The sequence below is a fragment of the Paenibacillus sp. FSL M7-1414 genome, from assembly GCF_038003195.1.
GTDB classification, from domain to species: domain Bacteria; phylum Bacillota; class Bacilli; order Paenibacillales; family Paenibacillaceae; genus Paenibacillus; species Paenibacillus amylolyticus.
On the sequence record NZ_JBBOOS010000001.1, the window covers coordinates 5,078,826 to 5,094,903 of the forward strand.

13 protein-coding genes are annotated in these 16,078 nt (G+C 45.6%); 6 read left to right on the top strand and 7 right to left on the bottom strand.

Features of this window, described 5'->3' with window-relative positions; genetic code table 11:
- The first annotated feature begins 282 nt into the window (after positions 1 to 282).
- Genes MHH92_RS22040 through MHH92_RS22050 form a run of 3 tightly spaced genes read left to right on the top strand, consistent with a single transcriptional unit; the run spans position 283 to position 2,226 of the window.
- Positions 283 to 933, top strand: coding sequence for a hypothetical protein (locus MHH92_RS22040; RefSeq protein WP_340906295.1), 651 nt, complete (start codon positions 283 to 285; stop codon positions 931 to 933).
- A 34-nt stretch (positions 934 to 967) separates the two neighbouring features.
- Complete coding sequence (locus MHH92_RS22045) at positions 968 to 1,525, top strand: DUF1697 domain-containing protein (protein WP_340906298.1); 558 nt, start codon at positions 968 to 970, stop codon at positions 1,523 to 1,525.
- A gap of 53 nt (positions 1,526 to 1,578) precedes the next feature.
- Complete coding sequence (locus MHH92_RS22050; RefSeq protein WP_036668648.1) at positions 1,579 to 2,226, top strand: Imm50 family immunity protein; 648 nt, start codon at positions 1,579 to 1,581, stop codon at positions 2,224 to 2,226.
- A 122-nt stretch (positions 2,227 to 2,348) separates the two neighbouring features.
- Here MHH92_RS22050 and MHH92_RS22055 read toward each other — a convergent pair whose 3' ends face one another.
- The 3 genes from MHH92_RS22055 to MHH92_RS22065 all read right to left on the bottom strand — a co-directional run bounded on the left by MHH92_RS22055 (position 2,349) and on the right by MHH92_RS22065 (position 5,461).
- On the bottom strand, positions 2,349 to 2,792 hold the full coding sequence (locus MHH92_RS22055; RefSeq protein WP_047843886.1) for an Hsp20/alpha crystallin family protein: 444 nt from the start codon (positions 2,790 to 2,792) through the stop codon (positions 2,349 to 2,351).
- A 191-nt stretch (positions 2,793 to 2,983) separates the two neighbouring features.
- A complete protein-coding gene (locus tag MHH92_RS22060; protein WP_340906300.1) occupies positions 2,984 to 4,186 on the bottom strand; it encodes an MFS transporter in 1,203 nt (400 codons plus the stop codon).
- Between the two features lie 315 nt (positions 4,187 to 4,501).
- Complete coding sequence (locus tag MHH92_RS22065) at positions 4,502 to 5,461, bottom strand: helix-turn-helix transcriptional regulator (RefSeq protein WP_036617408.1); 960 nt, start codon at positions 5,459 to 5,461, stop codon at positions 4,502 to 4,504.
- A 320-nt stretch (positions 5,462 to 5,781) separates the two neighbouring features.
- Between MHH92_RS22065 and MHH92_RS22070 the strand changes: the two genes are divergently transcribed.
- Complete coding sequence (locus MHH92_RS22070; RefSeq protein WP_340906303.1) at positions 5,782 to 7,368, top strand: choice-of-anchor I domain-containing protein; 1,587 nt, start codon at positions 5,782 to 5,784, stop codon at positions 7,366 to 7,368.
- Between the two features lie 133 nt (positions 7,369 to 7,501).
- Here the strand turns inward: MHH92_RS22070 and MHH92_RS22075 are convergent, their stop codons facing one another.
- The gene (locus tag MHH92_RS22075; protein WP_340906305.1) at positions 7,502 to 7,708 is read right to left on the bottom strand and encodes a hypothetical protein; all 207 of its coding nucleotides are present in this window, start codon (positions 7,706 to 7,708) and stop codon (positions 7,502 to 7,504) included.
- Between the two features lie 145 nt (positions 7,709 to 7,853).
- A complete protein-coding gene (locus tag MHH92_RS22080) occupies positions 7,854 to 10,097 on the bottom strand; it encodes a carboxylesterase/lipase family protein (RefSeq protein WP_340906306.1) in 2,244 nt (747 codons plus the stop codon).
- Positions 10,098 to 10,750: 653 nt separating this feature from the next.
- Between MHH92_RS22080 and MHH92_RS22085 the strand changes: the two genes are divergently transcribed.
- Positions 10,751 to 12,403 carry an alkaline phosphatase gene (locus MHH92_RS22085; RefSeq protein WP_340906308.1) on the top strand — a complete coding sequence of 551 codons (1,653 nt, stop codon included), beginning with the start codon at positions 10,751 to 10,753 and terminating at the stop codon, positions 12,401 to 12,403.
- A 164-nt stretch (positions 12,404 to 12,567) separates the two neighbouring features.
- A complete protein-coding gene (locus MHH92_RS22090) occupies positions 12,568 to 12,933 on the top strand; it encodes a VOC family protein (RefSeq protein ID WP_036668661.1) in 366 nt (121 codons plus the stop codon).
- 119 nt (positions 12,934 to 13,052) lie between these two features.
- Here MHH92_RS22090 and MHH92_RS22095 read toward each other — a convergent pair whose 3' ends face one another.
- Positions 13,053 to 14,261 carry a GNAT family N-acetyltransferase gene (locus MHH92_RS22095; RefSeq protein ID WP_340906311.1) on the bottom strand — a complete coding sequence of 403 codons (1,209 nt, stop codon included), beginning with the start codon at positions 14,259 to 14,261 and terminating at the stop codon, positions 13,053 to 13,055.
- Between the two features lie 196 nt (positions 14,262 to 14,457).
- Positions 14,458 to 15,936 (bottom strand): methyl-accepting chemotaxis protein, encoded by a 1,479-nt coding sequence (locus MHH92_RS22100; RefSeq protein WP_076328198.1) that lies wholly within the window; start codon positions 15,934 to 15,936, stop codon positions 14,458 to 14,460.
- Positions 15,937 to 16,078 lie beyond the last annotated feature (142 nt).

Sequence of the window (16,078 nt, forward strand, 5' to 3'; positions counted from 1 at the left end):
TCGTCCTCTGTTTTTTCTATCCTTAATATGGACCGTAGAATGCAAAAAAACCCGAACAACATTATGAATGGAACAAAGTCCACGCATAGTGATGTTCAGGTTTTGCCTGCCCGAAGCAGTAACAATCCTTATTTGAGTGAAAGTATATCATGTCCACTCATGAATGTAAACGTATTCAAATGTTTTTTTGAATTTATCTTTGATATAGTATAATGCTTATAGCCAAGAATCAAACGAATCGGCCTGTTATTATATCAATGTTATTAGGAGGAATCAGACATCATGCAACAACTGAATGCGGCCTTGAGCCGTTTGGTGGAACAGCAAGATTTATATAATGAAGCTTATGGACTTTTCAAAAATCATGATCTGCGTCCACGCGAACAACATCACCAGCCGGAAGTGGATACACGAATACCTCTTTCTCCAGAACTTCAGTATCTGTACAGTCATTATGAATTGATGGATGCGGATGCGGAAGGTACACTCAAAATGAAAAATGCCGCCGTCGAAATCGGTGATGCAGCGCTCATTTCCTTTGTCGCACCTGAACATCTGCTTCGTCAGCAACTGGGATTCCGCTGGATTGGCATGAATGAACCTTATGAGGAGTCCTCCACTTGGCCAAAAAATCACGTTGTCATCGCAAACTTTAACGATGATCCGTTAATTGTAGATGTGGAAGCACCAAACTCTCCCGTATATGCCGCTTTTACAGGTGGAGAACCAAACCGTGTTGCTGATTCGCTGTCAGACTTTTTCAGTGCACTAGCCATCCTGATTGAAGCGGCGCGTACCTATGCCGGAGAAGTAAAAGATGAAGAAACCTATGAAACCAAGCCCGAGTATCTGGAGCAAGTGGAACCTTTATTGCAAGATCTGTTGGGAGAAGAGTATACTGCTCATCTGTTCGAATATCTGTCCTTTTGTTAAAACGGTGAATTGAAGGAATTGGAGGGGCGCCCATATGATCTATGTGGCTTTGCTACGAGGCATTAATGTAGGCGGAAATAATAAAATCAATATGAAGCAGCTGAAAGAAACGTTTGAACAAGTAGGCATGCTGGATGTTGTTACCTACATCAACTCTGGCAATATTATTTTTGCCGATCATCAGGAACGTGCCAATGCGAATGTGGAGATATCCCATGTGTTAGAACAGGCCATCGCCGCCGATTTTGGCTTACAGATCAGGGTAATGGTGCGGAATATGGATGAAATTCAATCCGTTATTCAGGCGCTGCCAGAAGAATGGGTTAATGATGACACAGCCAAAAGTGATGTGATGTTCCTCTGGGATGAGATCAATGAGCCCTCCGTGCTGGACCAGCTGCCCATCAAACCGGGAATCGGCACACTAATCTATGTTCCCGGAGCGATTTTATACTCAGTCAGCAGAGAAGATGCATCCAAAAGTGGCATGAACAAGCTTGTGGGATCCAAAGTATATGCCTATATGACGGTTAGAAATGTGAATACCACACGTAAGATCTATGCCCTGATGCAAGCAGCAGCAGAGAAATAATACAGACAGGTGGAGATGATGCCACGCAGCTTGTGGCAATTGGAGGTAGTCTAATGAACAGAGCATGGACATTAAACGTCAGCGTCCGATCCGTAGAGCGGGAACCATTCTGGTATGCACCCCAGACTCCCTGGCAGATACAGGGACAAGGTTTTCGAGTGAAATTCCATACCAATAGGGCAATCGACTTGCTTGCTCAAGATCAACTGCTTGTTACCGTTGGTGAGGAAGGTACCGCGAACTGGGCTGCTTTTATCGGAACAGTCGTGGAATGCGAACCAGACTCTCTCCTGCTCTATACAAGTCCTCAGTACGAGGCACAGTTAATGGATATTCGGAGGTTGGAACGTGAATTTTCTCCTTTGGCTTCCATCCTCGGAGCGCAACATGTAATCGAAACTCTGGGCTATTTCCCTCCCTTCCATTATGACGAAATTACGGATGTGCAGCTGGAAACAGTCCAAAATATACAATCCCTCTCTCTTGTGCTAACGCATAATGCTGATCAGGAATGGGAACAGCAGGTGCACTTCCATTTTGAACATATTCAGCAAGAGATGTTCTCCCCTGTGGAGGCATCTAACGTTTGTTTACAGCTAAGTTTCACTTATGCAGCCGATCAGATCCGTGTTAACTTGGATGCCGTATCCGGCTTCTCCGCTACATTCCTATGCAGCACAATTCATATTCAATTCCATTAACCCGGTTATGTAAAAAATCCCTTTATGGGACAACATGACAAAACATCTTTACAGATGTTCTTCCATGCCTATTACCATAAAGGGATAGCTCAACTTCTTCAGCTACACATTTTGCATCTGGTTTAGTCAATTTGAATGCGTCTGCGAGATTGATCATCACCAGGACGTTTCGGAATCTCGAGCTTCAGCACACCTTCTTCCAATCTGGCCTTAATGTGCTCCTCATCAATATGATCAACATAGAATCGCCGGATAAACTCGCCGGAACGGCGTTCCTGCCGTATGATTCGATTGGAGTCATCCTTCTGCTCCACTATATCATTGCGTTTGGCACGAATAATCAATTCATTACCTTGAACCTGAATGTCTATGTCCTCTTTGGCGATGCCCGGAAGCTCGGCTTCTACCGAATATTTGTCTTCTTCCTCACGAATGTCGGTCCGGAATGGCTGGGAGCCAGTTCCAAAAGGGGAGAGGAATGAGTTCTCAACCATGTCATTGAAGGATTTCAACATGTGTCCGAACGGGTCTTCATTTCGTTTACGAAACGGAATCAGATCAAACATGAAAATCAGCTCCTTTTGTGTGGTTGGTTTATTGGTGTTGCTTACATTGATTATTATAATACCCGTGCAAATAAGGCTCAAAGTCTGTAAAAGACCAAAAAAACCGATTTTCTTTCATCATGGTTCACTATTTTAAAATAGATCCTATTTTCTTTTGTTTTGACCTTATTTGATCTTCTGACTTTGTCTGACTATAACGAATGAATGGGGTCCGTTACAGTATTGGATTCATTCTTCCGCATTCCCATCATCATGATTGCCAGCAAGACAACCAGAACAGCTACGAGCATAAATGGAACATGTTTGTCCACCTGATAAAGTGTCGTTGTAAGTAAAGGCGTAATGACGGCGGATATCCCCTGAATCGCTGCTACCAATCCCGCTGCACCTCCCTGCTGTTCTTTGCTAACTGCCAGCGAAGCACCTGCCATGAACCCCGGCATCATCAGACCCGAACCCATGCCAAACAGGAAAAACGAGAAATAATACATGGATAACACATTAAAGACCAAAAACAGGATCATGCTTGCGATCAGGAAAAGGGACCCGAGCAAAATCATTGGGCGTGGCTGCCATTTCAACCATTTCATCTGAATGACCTGCATGATCAACATCGCTACTCCAGAGAACATGAGTCCAAACGAAACCATTCGAGCCGTCGCCGCTGAGGATAGAGCCAGTTGATCCTGAAAATAAAATCCCCCGACAACCTGTAGTGTCATGATACCCATCATCGTGACCAAGCCGGCAGCAAGGTACATTCGTAAACCACGTTGGAACGGGTTGACTTTAGGCGGTTTTACCTGAATGATCGGTTTCGCTGACGGGATTAACAACAAGGCAATAATAAACGCAGCTATCGCTATAAAAATGCCAAAATAAAGCGGCCAAAGCAGACCGATAAGGGTAAAAGCTCCTGCAATCGCAGGTCCAAATACAAGGCCCAGTCCATTCGCAGCACTGATAATCGCCATTCCACTTCCCCGCTCTTCACCTTCTGTCACATCACCTATATAGGCTTGGGCAGAAGACAGCACCGCCGGAATGAACATGCCGATCAGACTGCGCGTCACAATAAGAAGGGTTAACAGGAGCCCCCCTCCGATCCATGCATTTAATCCCCCGTACAATGCCAGTGCAAATAATGCACAGCTCACAGACATACCTATGAATCCAATCAATATGATGGGTTTTCTTCCTCTTATATCACTCCATCTGCCCCATACCGGAGCCATGACAGCCATCATAATGGACCCAAGCGAGATAATAAGACCGGAATGACTTTCTTTCATGCCCAACTCGCGAATAAGTGGCGGCATAATGGGTGCAATTAGCATCAGACCCAACATGGCTGCAAATACGCTAAAAAAAATACTTCCTCTGATTCTATTCATGTTTGTACACTCCTCTATATTTCAGTACAGTACCCACTGTACCTGGAGTATACAAGGCTGAATGAATCCCCACTGCCTCTATACGGAACAATTCACGGCAAGACGGATTATTAATTTTATTCTAAAAAAGATGAACCCTTAAAACTTTACACCAGACCACTACGATTACAGTACCATCTTCCGATCGCTGTTATCACCGGATTTCCGTGATTCCCTTCTATTAAAGGGAGAACTCCGTTGATAAAGGCGAATGCTCCGCTTCTCCAGACTGGTTCTGCACTCTTCGTTCTCGTGTAATGTTTCAGTTCATCTTACTTAATAAATCTTCTTCATCTCGGAAGGCTTCACGCCGAATTTGCGATAAAATTGCTGCGAAAAGGCACTGACATTGCTGTAACCGACCGCAATCGCGGCCTCGGTGACGTTGTTATCCTGATTGCGCAACAACTTCATGGCGTTGTCGAGACGAACCTGACGCAAATATTCGAACACCGTGCTTCCGAAAAGTGCCTTGAATCCTTTTTTTAATTTAAAATCGTTAAGTCCTACTTGTCTGGACAATGCTAGCAAAGATGGAGGATCTACCATACAAGCCTCCATAATCTCCCGTGCCGTATGTAACTTCCGGATGTCCTCTCTGGAGAATCCCGCGGGAATTGGTGCCAGATCAAACAATTGGATCATAAATCGATTCAAGATCTCCAACGCTGTCGCTTCCATCATTAAGGATGATCGATAACTGTTGTTTAATTCTACAATCAGACTGTCAATCATCGTTCGTATCCGGTTATCCAATTGAAATACAATCGGCTTGAACACTTTTCGTCCCAACACCTGATTAAACGCAATCGACTTGAAACCGCCCAGTTGTGCCGCAGCATAATTGAACAGAGAAACCGGAATCCCCAGCGAAAAGGACGTATACAGTTCCCTTGCCGGAGGATGAAACCACGCTTCGAAATCATGCATAAAAATAAGGGCCCCTTGCCCTATCGATAATGAATAATCCTGACCGGATATATCCACATTTCGCTCTCCTGACAAGGCAAATTGCAATTCCACAATGGGCGTTTCGGACGCAAAATACGTAGGATAAGGCTGATGATATTCAACCTGGGAATATAAAATCTCAATGCCACTGTATGTCGTTACTCTTTTAATATTGCCACTTCCCGCCTTGGGAGAGAGCAGATACGTGTGTTCATCTTGCTGACTGTAAGGCTCCTGGGTCAGGTAATGCTGATATACTACGCCTAATGCATCATCCGTGCGCATGGGTATTCACCTCGCCTATATCTTGATCAGACTTGTCAGTAAAAAAGCCCGAATTAATTGATAATGATTCTCAATTATAATTCTAGCGTATTTTCGCCCGTTCGACCAGTCCTATATATATGAAGGCTCACGTCTGCTTTTTTCTTCATGTGGCAACATCATTTTATACACTAACTTACATATCCAATTTGGAAAAATATCTCTTATCTAACCTTTTACACAAATCGCAGACTTCTCTTACCTCTCCTTAACATAAGCTCCCTATACTAAAACAATTGTACAACTCATTACACACGAAACGATAAAGGGGATCTGGAACATTGAAAAAGAGAAATCAATGGCTCGCCGTTCTGTCGATGACTGCCATTCTTACCGCAGGAGCAACCAGCTACACATCCATGATTCATGCCGCTGACGCAACTAAAACCACCAATGATCATGTCGTACTGCGCACAGCCATCCAAAATATGCAGGGTACGGTCACATGGAACGGAAGCAGTCGCAGTGTTGATATCCAGATCGCAGATACTAAAGTACAACTTCCAATAGGAACGTCTTCAGCCACCATCAACGGTGTGAAAACTCCTTTGGACAATAAAAGTTACATCACCAAAGGTACAACGTATGTATCTCCACAAACGCTAAAATTAATTACGGATCAACTGATCCTGAAACAAAATAAAACCGGTTTTGAACAGACCGCAACGTTTCAGATGCCTGGTGGAAAAGCAGAAATATCAGCCTCTACGCCAGATGGACAACGCCTGCTCGTAACCGAAGCAGACAATGGCAGCATTTCCGTACTGGACATTGCTGACTTGAAAAACATCAACCTATTAAAGACAGTCAGCTTCCAGGACCTCTCCGCCAAAGCTGAAGTCACAAGCGTAACGGTATCCAAAGATGGCAAATACGGTCTTGCTGTTATTCGTACAGGGGATACAGACAGCGAAGCAAACAAAGGGTTACTTGCCATTGTGGATCTGACAACCTACAAAACCGTCAAAACGTATGAACTGGGCATTGGTCCTGACTCGATTGCACTGTCACCTGACGGTCTGCATGCGGTGATCGCGATAGAGGATGAGGAGCTGAATAAAGCTGCAGATGAAATTGACTATGCCAACACCAAACGTCCGGGTAGCATTATGGTAGTATCTTTTGCTGGCGGGAACGTATTGGAGGGTGAAATCACCAACTTGCCAGTATCTCTGGACAATGTAGAAGGCGGCATCTATCCGCATGATCCACAACCAGAGTATGTTGCCATTAGTCCAGATAGCAAAACAGCAGCCATCACTTTACAGGAAAACAATGTCGTTGCCATCGTAGATCTGGAGACAAAAAAAATCAGCTCAATCTTCGCTCTGGGTACTACTTCACATCAAGCGGATCTGAAAGATGATGGTATCGTTCAGTTTAAAGAGACGTTGACCGCTCGTTATGAACCGGATGGAATTGCTTTCTCGGCAGATGGCAAATACCTGCTGACAGCTAACGAAGGGGATTTGGGCAAGAATGAATTTGAGGATGGTGTAAAAGCAGGCGGACGTAATATTGCTGTCTGGAATTTGCAAGGCCAGCGGATGTACGATAGCCAGAACCTCATTGACGAGGCAACAGCTATGGTCGGCTTGTATCCCGATGATCGCAGTCCCAACAAGGGAAGTGAAGTGGAGAATCTGACCGTTGCTACTGTAGACGGCACAACATATGCCGCGGTAGCTTCCGAACGGGCAGATGCCATTTTGTTCTTTGATCTTGCTGATCCGGTCAATCCGGACTACCTGGGTCTAATTCCTACAGCCGGAGAATCACCAGAGGGAATTCATCGTGTTAACGGACGTAGCCTGTTTGTGAGTGCAGATGAAAGCACGGGAACACTTAGTTTTTTTGCCAAGAAATAGATCAAGTGTACCTAGTATGTAAAGGCTGAAATGAGCGGTTTCACGTTATATTGAGTAGGTGGGGGCGTAGAGCCCCTGTCCTCTCATACTATTGTATGCGCTATTCCACGTACCACATATAATGCTGCTAAGGTTATCGACGTTTCATATTTTCCAATTCCCGCCTGTTCCGCTCGACTTCCTCTTGTAACACTCGTACTTCCATCCTTAATGCGGATACTTCCTCTTTGACGCCAGACTTCTTCATCACAAGATAGAAAACCAGATATAATACAAGACCAATCATAATAAAGAAAATTAATAGCGTTATAATACCTGCAATACCTATAGAGCTAATCATAACTTTACGTTTCCCCTTTCCGACATTCTATTAATTTATATTTACAACAATACCATAATTAAGCATAACGAACAGTATAAAAAGCCAAGAGAGCATGCTCCCTTGGCTTCAATTTATCTATATATACCTTCCTATCCGGTGATCCTTATTCCCAGAAGAAACGACCTGCGAACACTTTTTCCGTCAACAGTTTATACGTTTCTTCAGGCAATTCTTTTTTCATCTTTGCCATAACGGCGTCTTTGCCTTGATTATATTGTGTGGACATGCCAATCTCTGCCGTTGTATTGCTAGCATCCAGACGCATGATTGGGGCTTGAGCATCTTTCGTCCAAGGTGTCCATGCCGCTAGATCAGGTGATCCACCCGTACCTGGATTGCCTGTGTACAGGAACTGCTTCAGATATGCTGCCATCGCGGCGGATAACTGATCACGTCCTGGTTTGTTTGTATCGCTAAAGTACCCATCAGGGAAATAAGCAGCAATTCCGTCTGCGTGTCCTGTATAGAAGTCCATATCCGCACCATGTGGTGCGCCCAGTAACGTGAGCAAACGCTCAGAGATGACTCCAGGTTGTGTGCCCCATGCAAAACGATACGCATATACTGGTGGTTGACCTGCTTCACTCGTCAATTGCTCCGCTACACGCTCTGCATTAAAGCCTGCATAAGCTTCGCTACCATATTTCAACGCAGCAGCATATTGTTCCGCCTTGGTTTTATCAGTAAACAGAGTCTCATCCGTAATCGATGGAGAGAAGTTTGGATCACCGAAGGCAAAACCGGAGAACTCCGTTTCCAGGCTGCCGAGCAATACAGGGACTTTTTTATAATTGCCATTATTGATGGCGTCAAATCCTTCTTTTGGAATCACTGTGCCATCACGGAACAGATGCGGGAATGGGTCCATACGGATTGCGGTTGCACCAAACGCTGTGACCAACTTGTCCGCAGGCAGTCCACGCAGGTAGCTCTCCAGCTGTGCCTGAGATTGCTTGCCAATCCATGCTTTTGCTTCTTCTGGGTTAGCCGCTTTTCCCTCTTGCACGAGTAGCTTCACAAGTACATCCTCGGATTTTTGCTCACCTTCTTCCGGTGATGCTGTCGTCAATCCTCCGCTGAAAGCAACTGCTTTTTGATACAATCCTTTGCCAAGTGGAGAGATCAGAGTTGCCAGCACATCACGTGCACCAGCAGATTGTCCGGCTAATGTAACATTGCCTGTATCTCCGCCAAAACCTTCGATATTATCCTGTACCCACTCCAATGCACGGAATGCGTCAAGCAGACCATAGTTACCTGAGTCATCCAGGGCATCCCCTGTTTTCAGCGCTGCATTCTCGAAGAATCCAAGGGCTCCCAAACGGTAATTCACTGAGATGATAATGCTGTTGGTACTCCGTGCAAGCTGTTCACCTTGAAAATCTTTACCTGATCCGGTCATATTCCCACCGCCGTGCAGGAACACCATAACCGGAAGTTTCGAACTGGTTGTGTCGGGACGCCAGATATTGAGATACAGCGAATCCTCGCTGCCTACAGTATTTTTACCAGAGATCTGCAAGCTGTTCGCTGCAAATTCCTTAGCCGATCTGGTTCCTGTCCATGATTCCGGTTCTTGCGGGGCTTTCCAGCGCAGTTCCCCTACCGGAGGTGCCGCGTAAGGAACACCAAGCCAACCGAGCGTCCCATATTGCTCATAGGTTTTGCCATCAATCGCGCCATACTTGGTCTGTTGCACCGTTTGAGGTTGGAACGCTCCAGCTTCTTTATGTTTCAACCAGTTCTGCTCCAAAGTTCCACTGCCATTCTTGAGCTGTATCTGCAATGCCTGTGCGGTTGCCTCTGCCATCAGGCGGTTGGTAAGTTGACTCGCGCCCTTCCCTTGAAGCGCCTTGATTCCTTTACCAGCTGCATAGGTGGAAGCCGATCCCTGCTCATAATCCGAACCCGCTTCATATCCAAGCACCTTCAGCAGCATTTCGGCATAACCTTCCGCTGTAAGGGGTGCATTAGGTTCAAACTTCTCCGTTCCTGTTACGATCTCAGACACATACGGATGCTGCTTCAAGTAACCAACGACCGGTTGTAATACTTTGCCTGCCTGAGCCGCATCGTCGTACGTTTCCGATCCCTGATAAGCGAGTGCTTCTTTCTCCAATCCGGACAAACGCAAGTAAAGTACTGCGGCCTGAATGCGTGTTGCCTTTTTGTTCAGATAAGCTGCATTAACACCTTGACCGCTGCCGCGAATAAGCTCGGATTGGATCAGCTTGTCCATCGCTGCAGAAGAAGTAGGTCCTGTATTGCCTGCTGCATAAGCTGGTAGAGCGGATACACATAACCCCAGAATTGTTGCTACAGCAATCGAACGTTTAATAGTTTTCATGTCATAAATCTCCTCGCTGTCCAATAGTGTGTGATGGGATAAGTTCATTGGAAATGTTCAGTTGAAATGCGTATCTAAGAATCAGTATTCCAATGTCTGGATGAGTCTATATCTCTTTTTATAAAAAATTAAATCTGCTGCGCTCCTTTCTGCTCGAAATATCTGCTACGGCGCTTGCGGTCATGCCATCAGGCATTTTTTTATATAAAAAAACCTGAACCGAAGGCAAACAGACATCGCTTTAGCGTGGTCTACTGCCCTCAATTCAGGTTTTGCCTGCAATCAGTAACAACCCTGAGGAATGAGGTTCATTCCATATGAAAATGTAAACGCAATCAATCGTTTGATGAACAAAGAACCAACGAATGAACTGACACAGGTATTGCCCTAAACACGGTTACAATCCTGTTGTTATGGTGATGTTAGCACATAATGTAAGCGTTCGCAATATCTTTTTAATCGTCAATATATGATCTCTGAACTGTCTCTTAATTCGTCAACTCCTCACTTTGTCCAGTTTACCGGTATTCCAGCACCCTTCACTAATCGTAAATTTTACATATAGTTAACCCATTTCATACGTTAGTTTAGCAATTGTTGTATACACTTGGTTTGGGATACCAACTATACATATATTCTAGGAGGATGCATTCATGTTAAACAGGTTTAATGTCCGTGCAGCCAAAATGATGCTCGCGGTGACAACAATTGTTACGGCTACACTCGGAGGTAGCAGTGCAGCGTGGGCTGTGGAAGATACCACCTCAACAACATCTGCATCACCGATTAAAAATGTGATTATTCTGATTCCTGACGGTATGGCTAACGATGCTACCGCTCTGGCTCGTTGGTATAAGGGCTCGTCCCTGACGCTGGACTCCATGGCAAGTGGCATGGTTCGGACACACTCCGCCGATGCGCCGATTGCCGACTCAGCTCCTGCCGGAACTGCTTTTGCAACAGGTTATAAATCTCATACCGGATTTGTTGGTGTACTGCCGGACAAGGCTACGATGCCAGGGCAAAAGGCGATTGCGCCTGGAGACGAAAGAAAACCTGTTGCTTCCGTGCTGGAAGCATCCAAACTGGCGGGTAAAGCAACTGGCATTATCGCTACATCCGAGATTATGCACGCCACACCAGCGGACTTCTCCTCTCACTATCCGGACCGTAAAAACTATGATGCACTCAGCAAACAACAAGTCTACAATGGCATGGACGTTGTGTTGGGTGGAGGTAGCAAATACCTTGAGCCAGCCGGACGTAAAGACGGCGAGAATCTGGTTTCGTCTATCAAGGCACTGGGTTACGATTACGTCACTACACCAGCTGCAATGAAAGCATCCGATTCGAACAAGCTGTGGGGTATGTTTGCACCCGCAGGCATGGCTTATAATATGGACCGTGATCCTGCGAAGCAGCCAAGCCTTGCCGAGATGACATCCAAAGCCATTGAAGTTTTGTCCAAAGACAAAGACGGCTTTTTCCTGATGGTCGAAGGCAGTAAAGTGGACTGGGCAGCTCATGCCAATGATCCGATTGGTATTATCAGTGACGTGCTGGCTTTTGATGATGCCGTAAAGGTAGCCATGGATTTTGCCAAAGCCGATGGAGCGACTGCCGTTGTGGCTGTTACGGACCACGGTAATGGTGGACTCACCATTGGTAACAACGCAACTAGCGGCACATACGATAAAGAGCCGTTGTCCACATTTATCGGACCTTTGAAAAAGGCCAAGCTGACAGGCGAGGGCGTTGAAGCGAAGCTGAATGCCAAGCGTACAAACATCAAAGCAGTGATGAAACAATACTATGGCATTACCGATCTGACTTCCGAAGAGATTGCCACCATTAAAGCGGCCGAGCCGGGCAGTCTTAACTATGCAATCGGTCCAATGATCAGCAAACGGGCAGGGATCGGCTGGACAACCGGTGGTCATACAGGTGGAGATGTTGTGCTGTACACGTATGCTCCGAACAATGACCGTCCATTCGGTGTAATCGACAACACGGATGTCGCCAAATATATGGCACGAGTACTGGATCTGGATCTCGACAGCGTGAGCAAACAATTGTTTGTACCTGCCAAACAGGCATTTACGGCCAAAGGCGCGACGTACAAACTGGACCTGACGGACGCCAAAAATCCGAAGATCCTCGTTACAAAAGGCAACACCAAACTGGAACTGCAAATCTACAAAAATATTGCACTGGTGAACGGTAAAAAGACAACTTTGGAGGGTGTCATTGTGTATAACGGCGTAGAGGCATTTGTACCACAGACGGCCGTTGATCTGATTCAATAATTCGTTAGAACTACTGGGACTACAGGAGATTACACCATTTGGCTGCCGAATATTTCGGCAGCTATTTTACTGTTTATTATTAAGGAGTAGGTTCCTGCTAGCACCTATCGTATAATGAACGTAACAAAAATACATATGATGCAAGAAAAAGGAGAGATTCACCCATGTTGATCAAATTAAACTGGATCACGCTGAGGGTCAGTAATTTGGAAGCTTCGCTCGGGTTCTACCACAACATGCTCGGACTTCCCATTCAGCGCAGATTCGAAAGCCGTGGACGACAGATTGCCATGCTGGGCATGGAAAATGAAGCCAAGCTGGAACTGATTGAGGGCAGTGAATCCATTCTTAAACCAGAGGCCGGCGTGTCGATCGGCTATGAGGTGAACTCGCTGGATGAAGCCATGGAACGACTGGCAGAACTGAATATTCCGATTGTGCGTGGCCCCATCCAGCCCAATCCGCATCTGCGGTTTATTTACATTACAGATCCAGATGGCTTCGAGGTGCAACTCTCAGAGCATGTCTAATTAGGCGATTGCGCACAAATGTGCGTATCACAATAACCAGTTGTTAGTGCGTGTTTGCAGTCAAACCAGATGCAAGCTCATACCTGCATCGGGCAGCGTAAGCACGTTTTTGTGTCTGTTTACAGCTTCATGCGGCGCATCAGCGGCACACCTACGCGATTCAACAACCGATCAAGCAGCAGCCAGCACCAGCGTCTGCTCCACGGAAGGTGGCGCTCATACACAGCCGAATATTCAAAATCCGCCACAGCACCGCGATTGCGCTTGAACTGCGCAGCCCCGGCGCTCTCATGTAACAGATGACCGTTCTCGCGAGCCTGTCCGATCAGACAAGCTGATAACATGCGGTATAGTCCGACGGATTGGGGCACCGCTGTATCGTAACCGAACAGCGGCGTTGTCATAACTCCATTGCGGCAGAAATAACCCATGACCGCGTCCAGGCGCCCTTCCTTCCGCAATCCATAGAGCCTGAGTGTTCCTGATGCCAACGCAGCAGCAATGAACCGCTCAGTGAATTGCGGATTGTGATAGGAGTACTTTTCAAGGTATAACAGCTTGTACAATTCCACAATTCGCGGAATATCTGCATCCGTCATATCTAATTCGGAAACGAATTCGTATCCATGCTTGCCCAATAATTCGTAATCCCGCTTCAACAGCCAACGCGATTTCGAGTTGCCAAAATTCGGATCATGCGCATGGTACAGGTAGATTTGTCGGCTCGGAATTAGTCGACACCCCACTTCCGTTAGCCTCACCGTCAGATCGGGATGAAGTCCAGGGCACAAAGAGCGAAACACAATGACATGTTCAGGGTATCGCTCTTGTACCGCTGTAAGCAAACATTCTGCTTGTTCACCGGACATGGCTGGATACAGATTGGTGGACAACAACCAGTTGTTCACATGCACAACTTTGTTGATTTGCGATTGCTTCATTCCCCAACCTATTAGACTGAGCAGCACAGAAAGACCTTTTTCCAACACAGGCTTCTGCAACATGGTCAATTCTTGCTTGGCGTAACTCACATAATGCGTATATGGCGAACAAACGTAAGCATTATCATACTCTGTATCATTCACCGTCAGCGGAATAACGAGATCATCAATTCGGGCGAGCAACAATGTCGTTTCCACGTTGGACATAAAGCTTTGGGTCCCGTCTAGCATCATAGGTTCCAGATAGACTCTGGCATATCTGCCATCCTCCGTATCGGGCCAGTCCATGTCATTGAACGATTGCTGATCATAAAAACGTACGCGTGCAGCCCTATTATCATTCCTAACCTCATATGTACTGTCATCACAGTCCAATCTATCTTTCATTCCTTTATCCTTCAACCTTCTACTCCCCCATGAGGTTACATCTTCTTTTAACTACCATTTACAGTTTCAGTTCTACGCTCTTCATACTCTACACATCACTGTATAGGAAAAAAATGTCGGCATCAAGCTGTATTCCAGATGAAAAAAGCCCGTATAGTACGCTAAATACGTACCGACAGGCCCTCAACTATTAATATTAAAGTTTATTCTCAACGGAAGAAGCCTGATGATCCGAGACTAACTCATTCAGGTCTACAATCAGTTGCTCCAATTCTCCAAAGCTCTCTACCATCTTCTGTGTCAGGTTACGTTGTTCTTCCATGCTCGCCAGAATCTCTTCTGTCGCTGCACTGGATTGCTCCGTTACACTCGAAATTTCGGAAACTTCATTCACAACTCTGGTGGAAGATTCCTTCATTGTAGCCGAACTAGTCTCGATATCTGTCGCTTGATTCAACACATGCTGAGAGTTGCTGTTGATCGTACGGAATACTTCCTCTGCTGTATGGACGCTATCTCTTCCTTGTTGTAAAGATAGACGAATACGTTCGAATCGATCTGTCAGTGCCTGCGTCTGTCCTTTTAATCGAGACAGGATGGTTCCGATATCACTTGCGGACTGACCTGAGTTCTCTGCCAACTTGCGAACTTCCTCTGATACAACAGCAAACCCACGTCCATGCTCACCCGCACGAGCGGCTTCAATGGCTGCATTAAGCGCGAGCAGGTTGGTCTGACTCGCAATATCCGCTATGCTGTTCAGCATAAGCGTCATGGATTCACTTTCCTCGTTGAACTTTCGCATGTCATTTGCAGTTGTATTGATCGTTTCATATAGATCTTGCATCTGGATGTTTAGCTGGTCCATCTGTGTGCTTCCAGTTTGCGTGCTCGTTGCCATACTTGCGGACAACTCTTTCATCTGCTGCGAATACGAAGCAACGTCCTTGATATGCTGATCCGATACAGATAAGGATTCCGAGATCTCGGCCACACTGGTCGCCTGGAACTCAACACCTTTTGCAACCTCACTGAACCCAAGCGTCACCTCATTGGTGATAGAACCAGTCGCATTTACTTTTTGCTTCAATTGATCTGTATAACGTGATAGACCTTCGACCGATTCCTTCACACGCTCCAGCATGGTTTCCACTCTTTGCTTAGAATGCTCCACCTCATTCTGGCGTACTTCACTTTCATGGAAGAGCCTTTGATTCAGCTGGGAGACCAGCATCAGAATGGCCCCCGTGAGAGCGAATAGTCCCACATTTACGATATTACCTATTAGCTCAACAGAGTCAACGGTATTCATAACAAATAATTGAAGAACACTGTTGACTAGTAATACCGAAAATCCAACCACAAAAAATTTCTTGTTAGGAAATAACAGTAGAACTGCGGTTATGACCAAACTTAACGCAAAATTGACCGTTCCCCAACCGACATAGACTCCACATATTGTAAGTAATACAGTAATCAGCCATGGAATGAGATGAATATGTTTCTTTTTCGCATTAGCGTATGTAATCCAAACTACAAAGATCAGAGCTACTCCATTGGACACAAGTAACTTCGGCATCGTAAAGGCCAGCCCCATACCAATGGCAATAATAATCCACAAAATGATACCGATTAATTTGTTCCTTTTCCAAATAATTTCGTCCATACGATCCATGCATACCCCGTCCTTTTATGTAGGTTAAATGTAAGTTGTAGGGCCTTTCTGTACTACATCTAGTAGTCTTTGGTCCTGCTTATGTGCAAATCGCAAATACGCAGCGCCTTAGCATAGTACATATTAACTTCATAAGTATGAA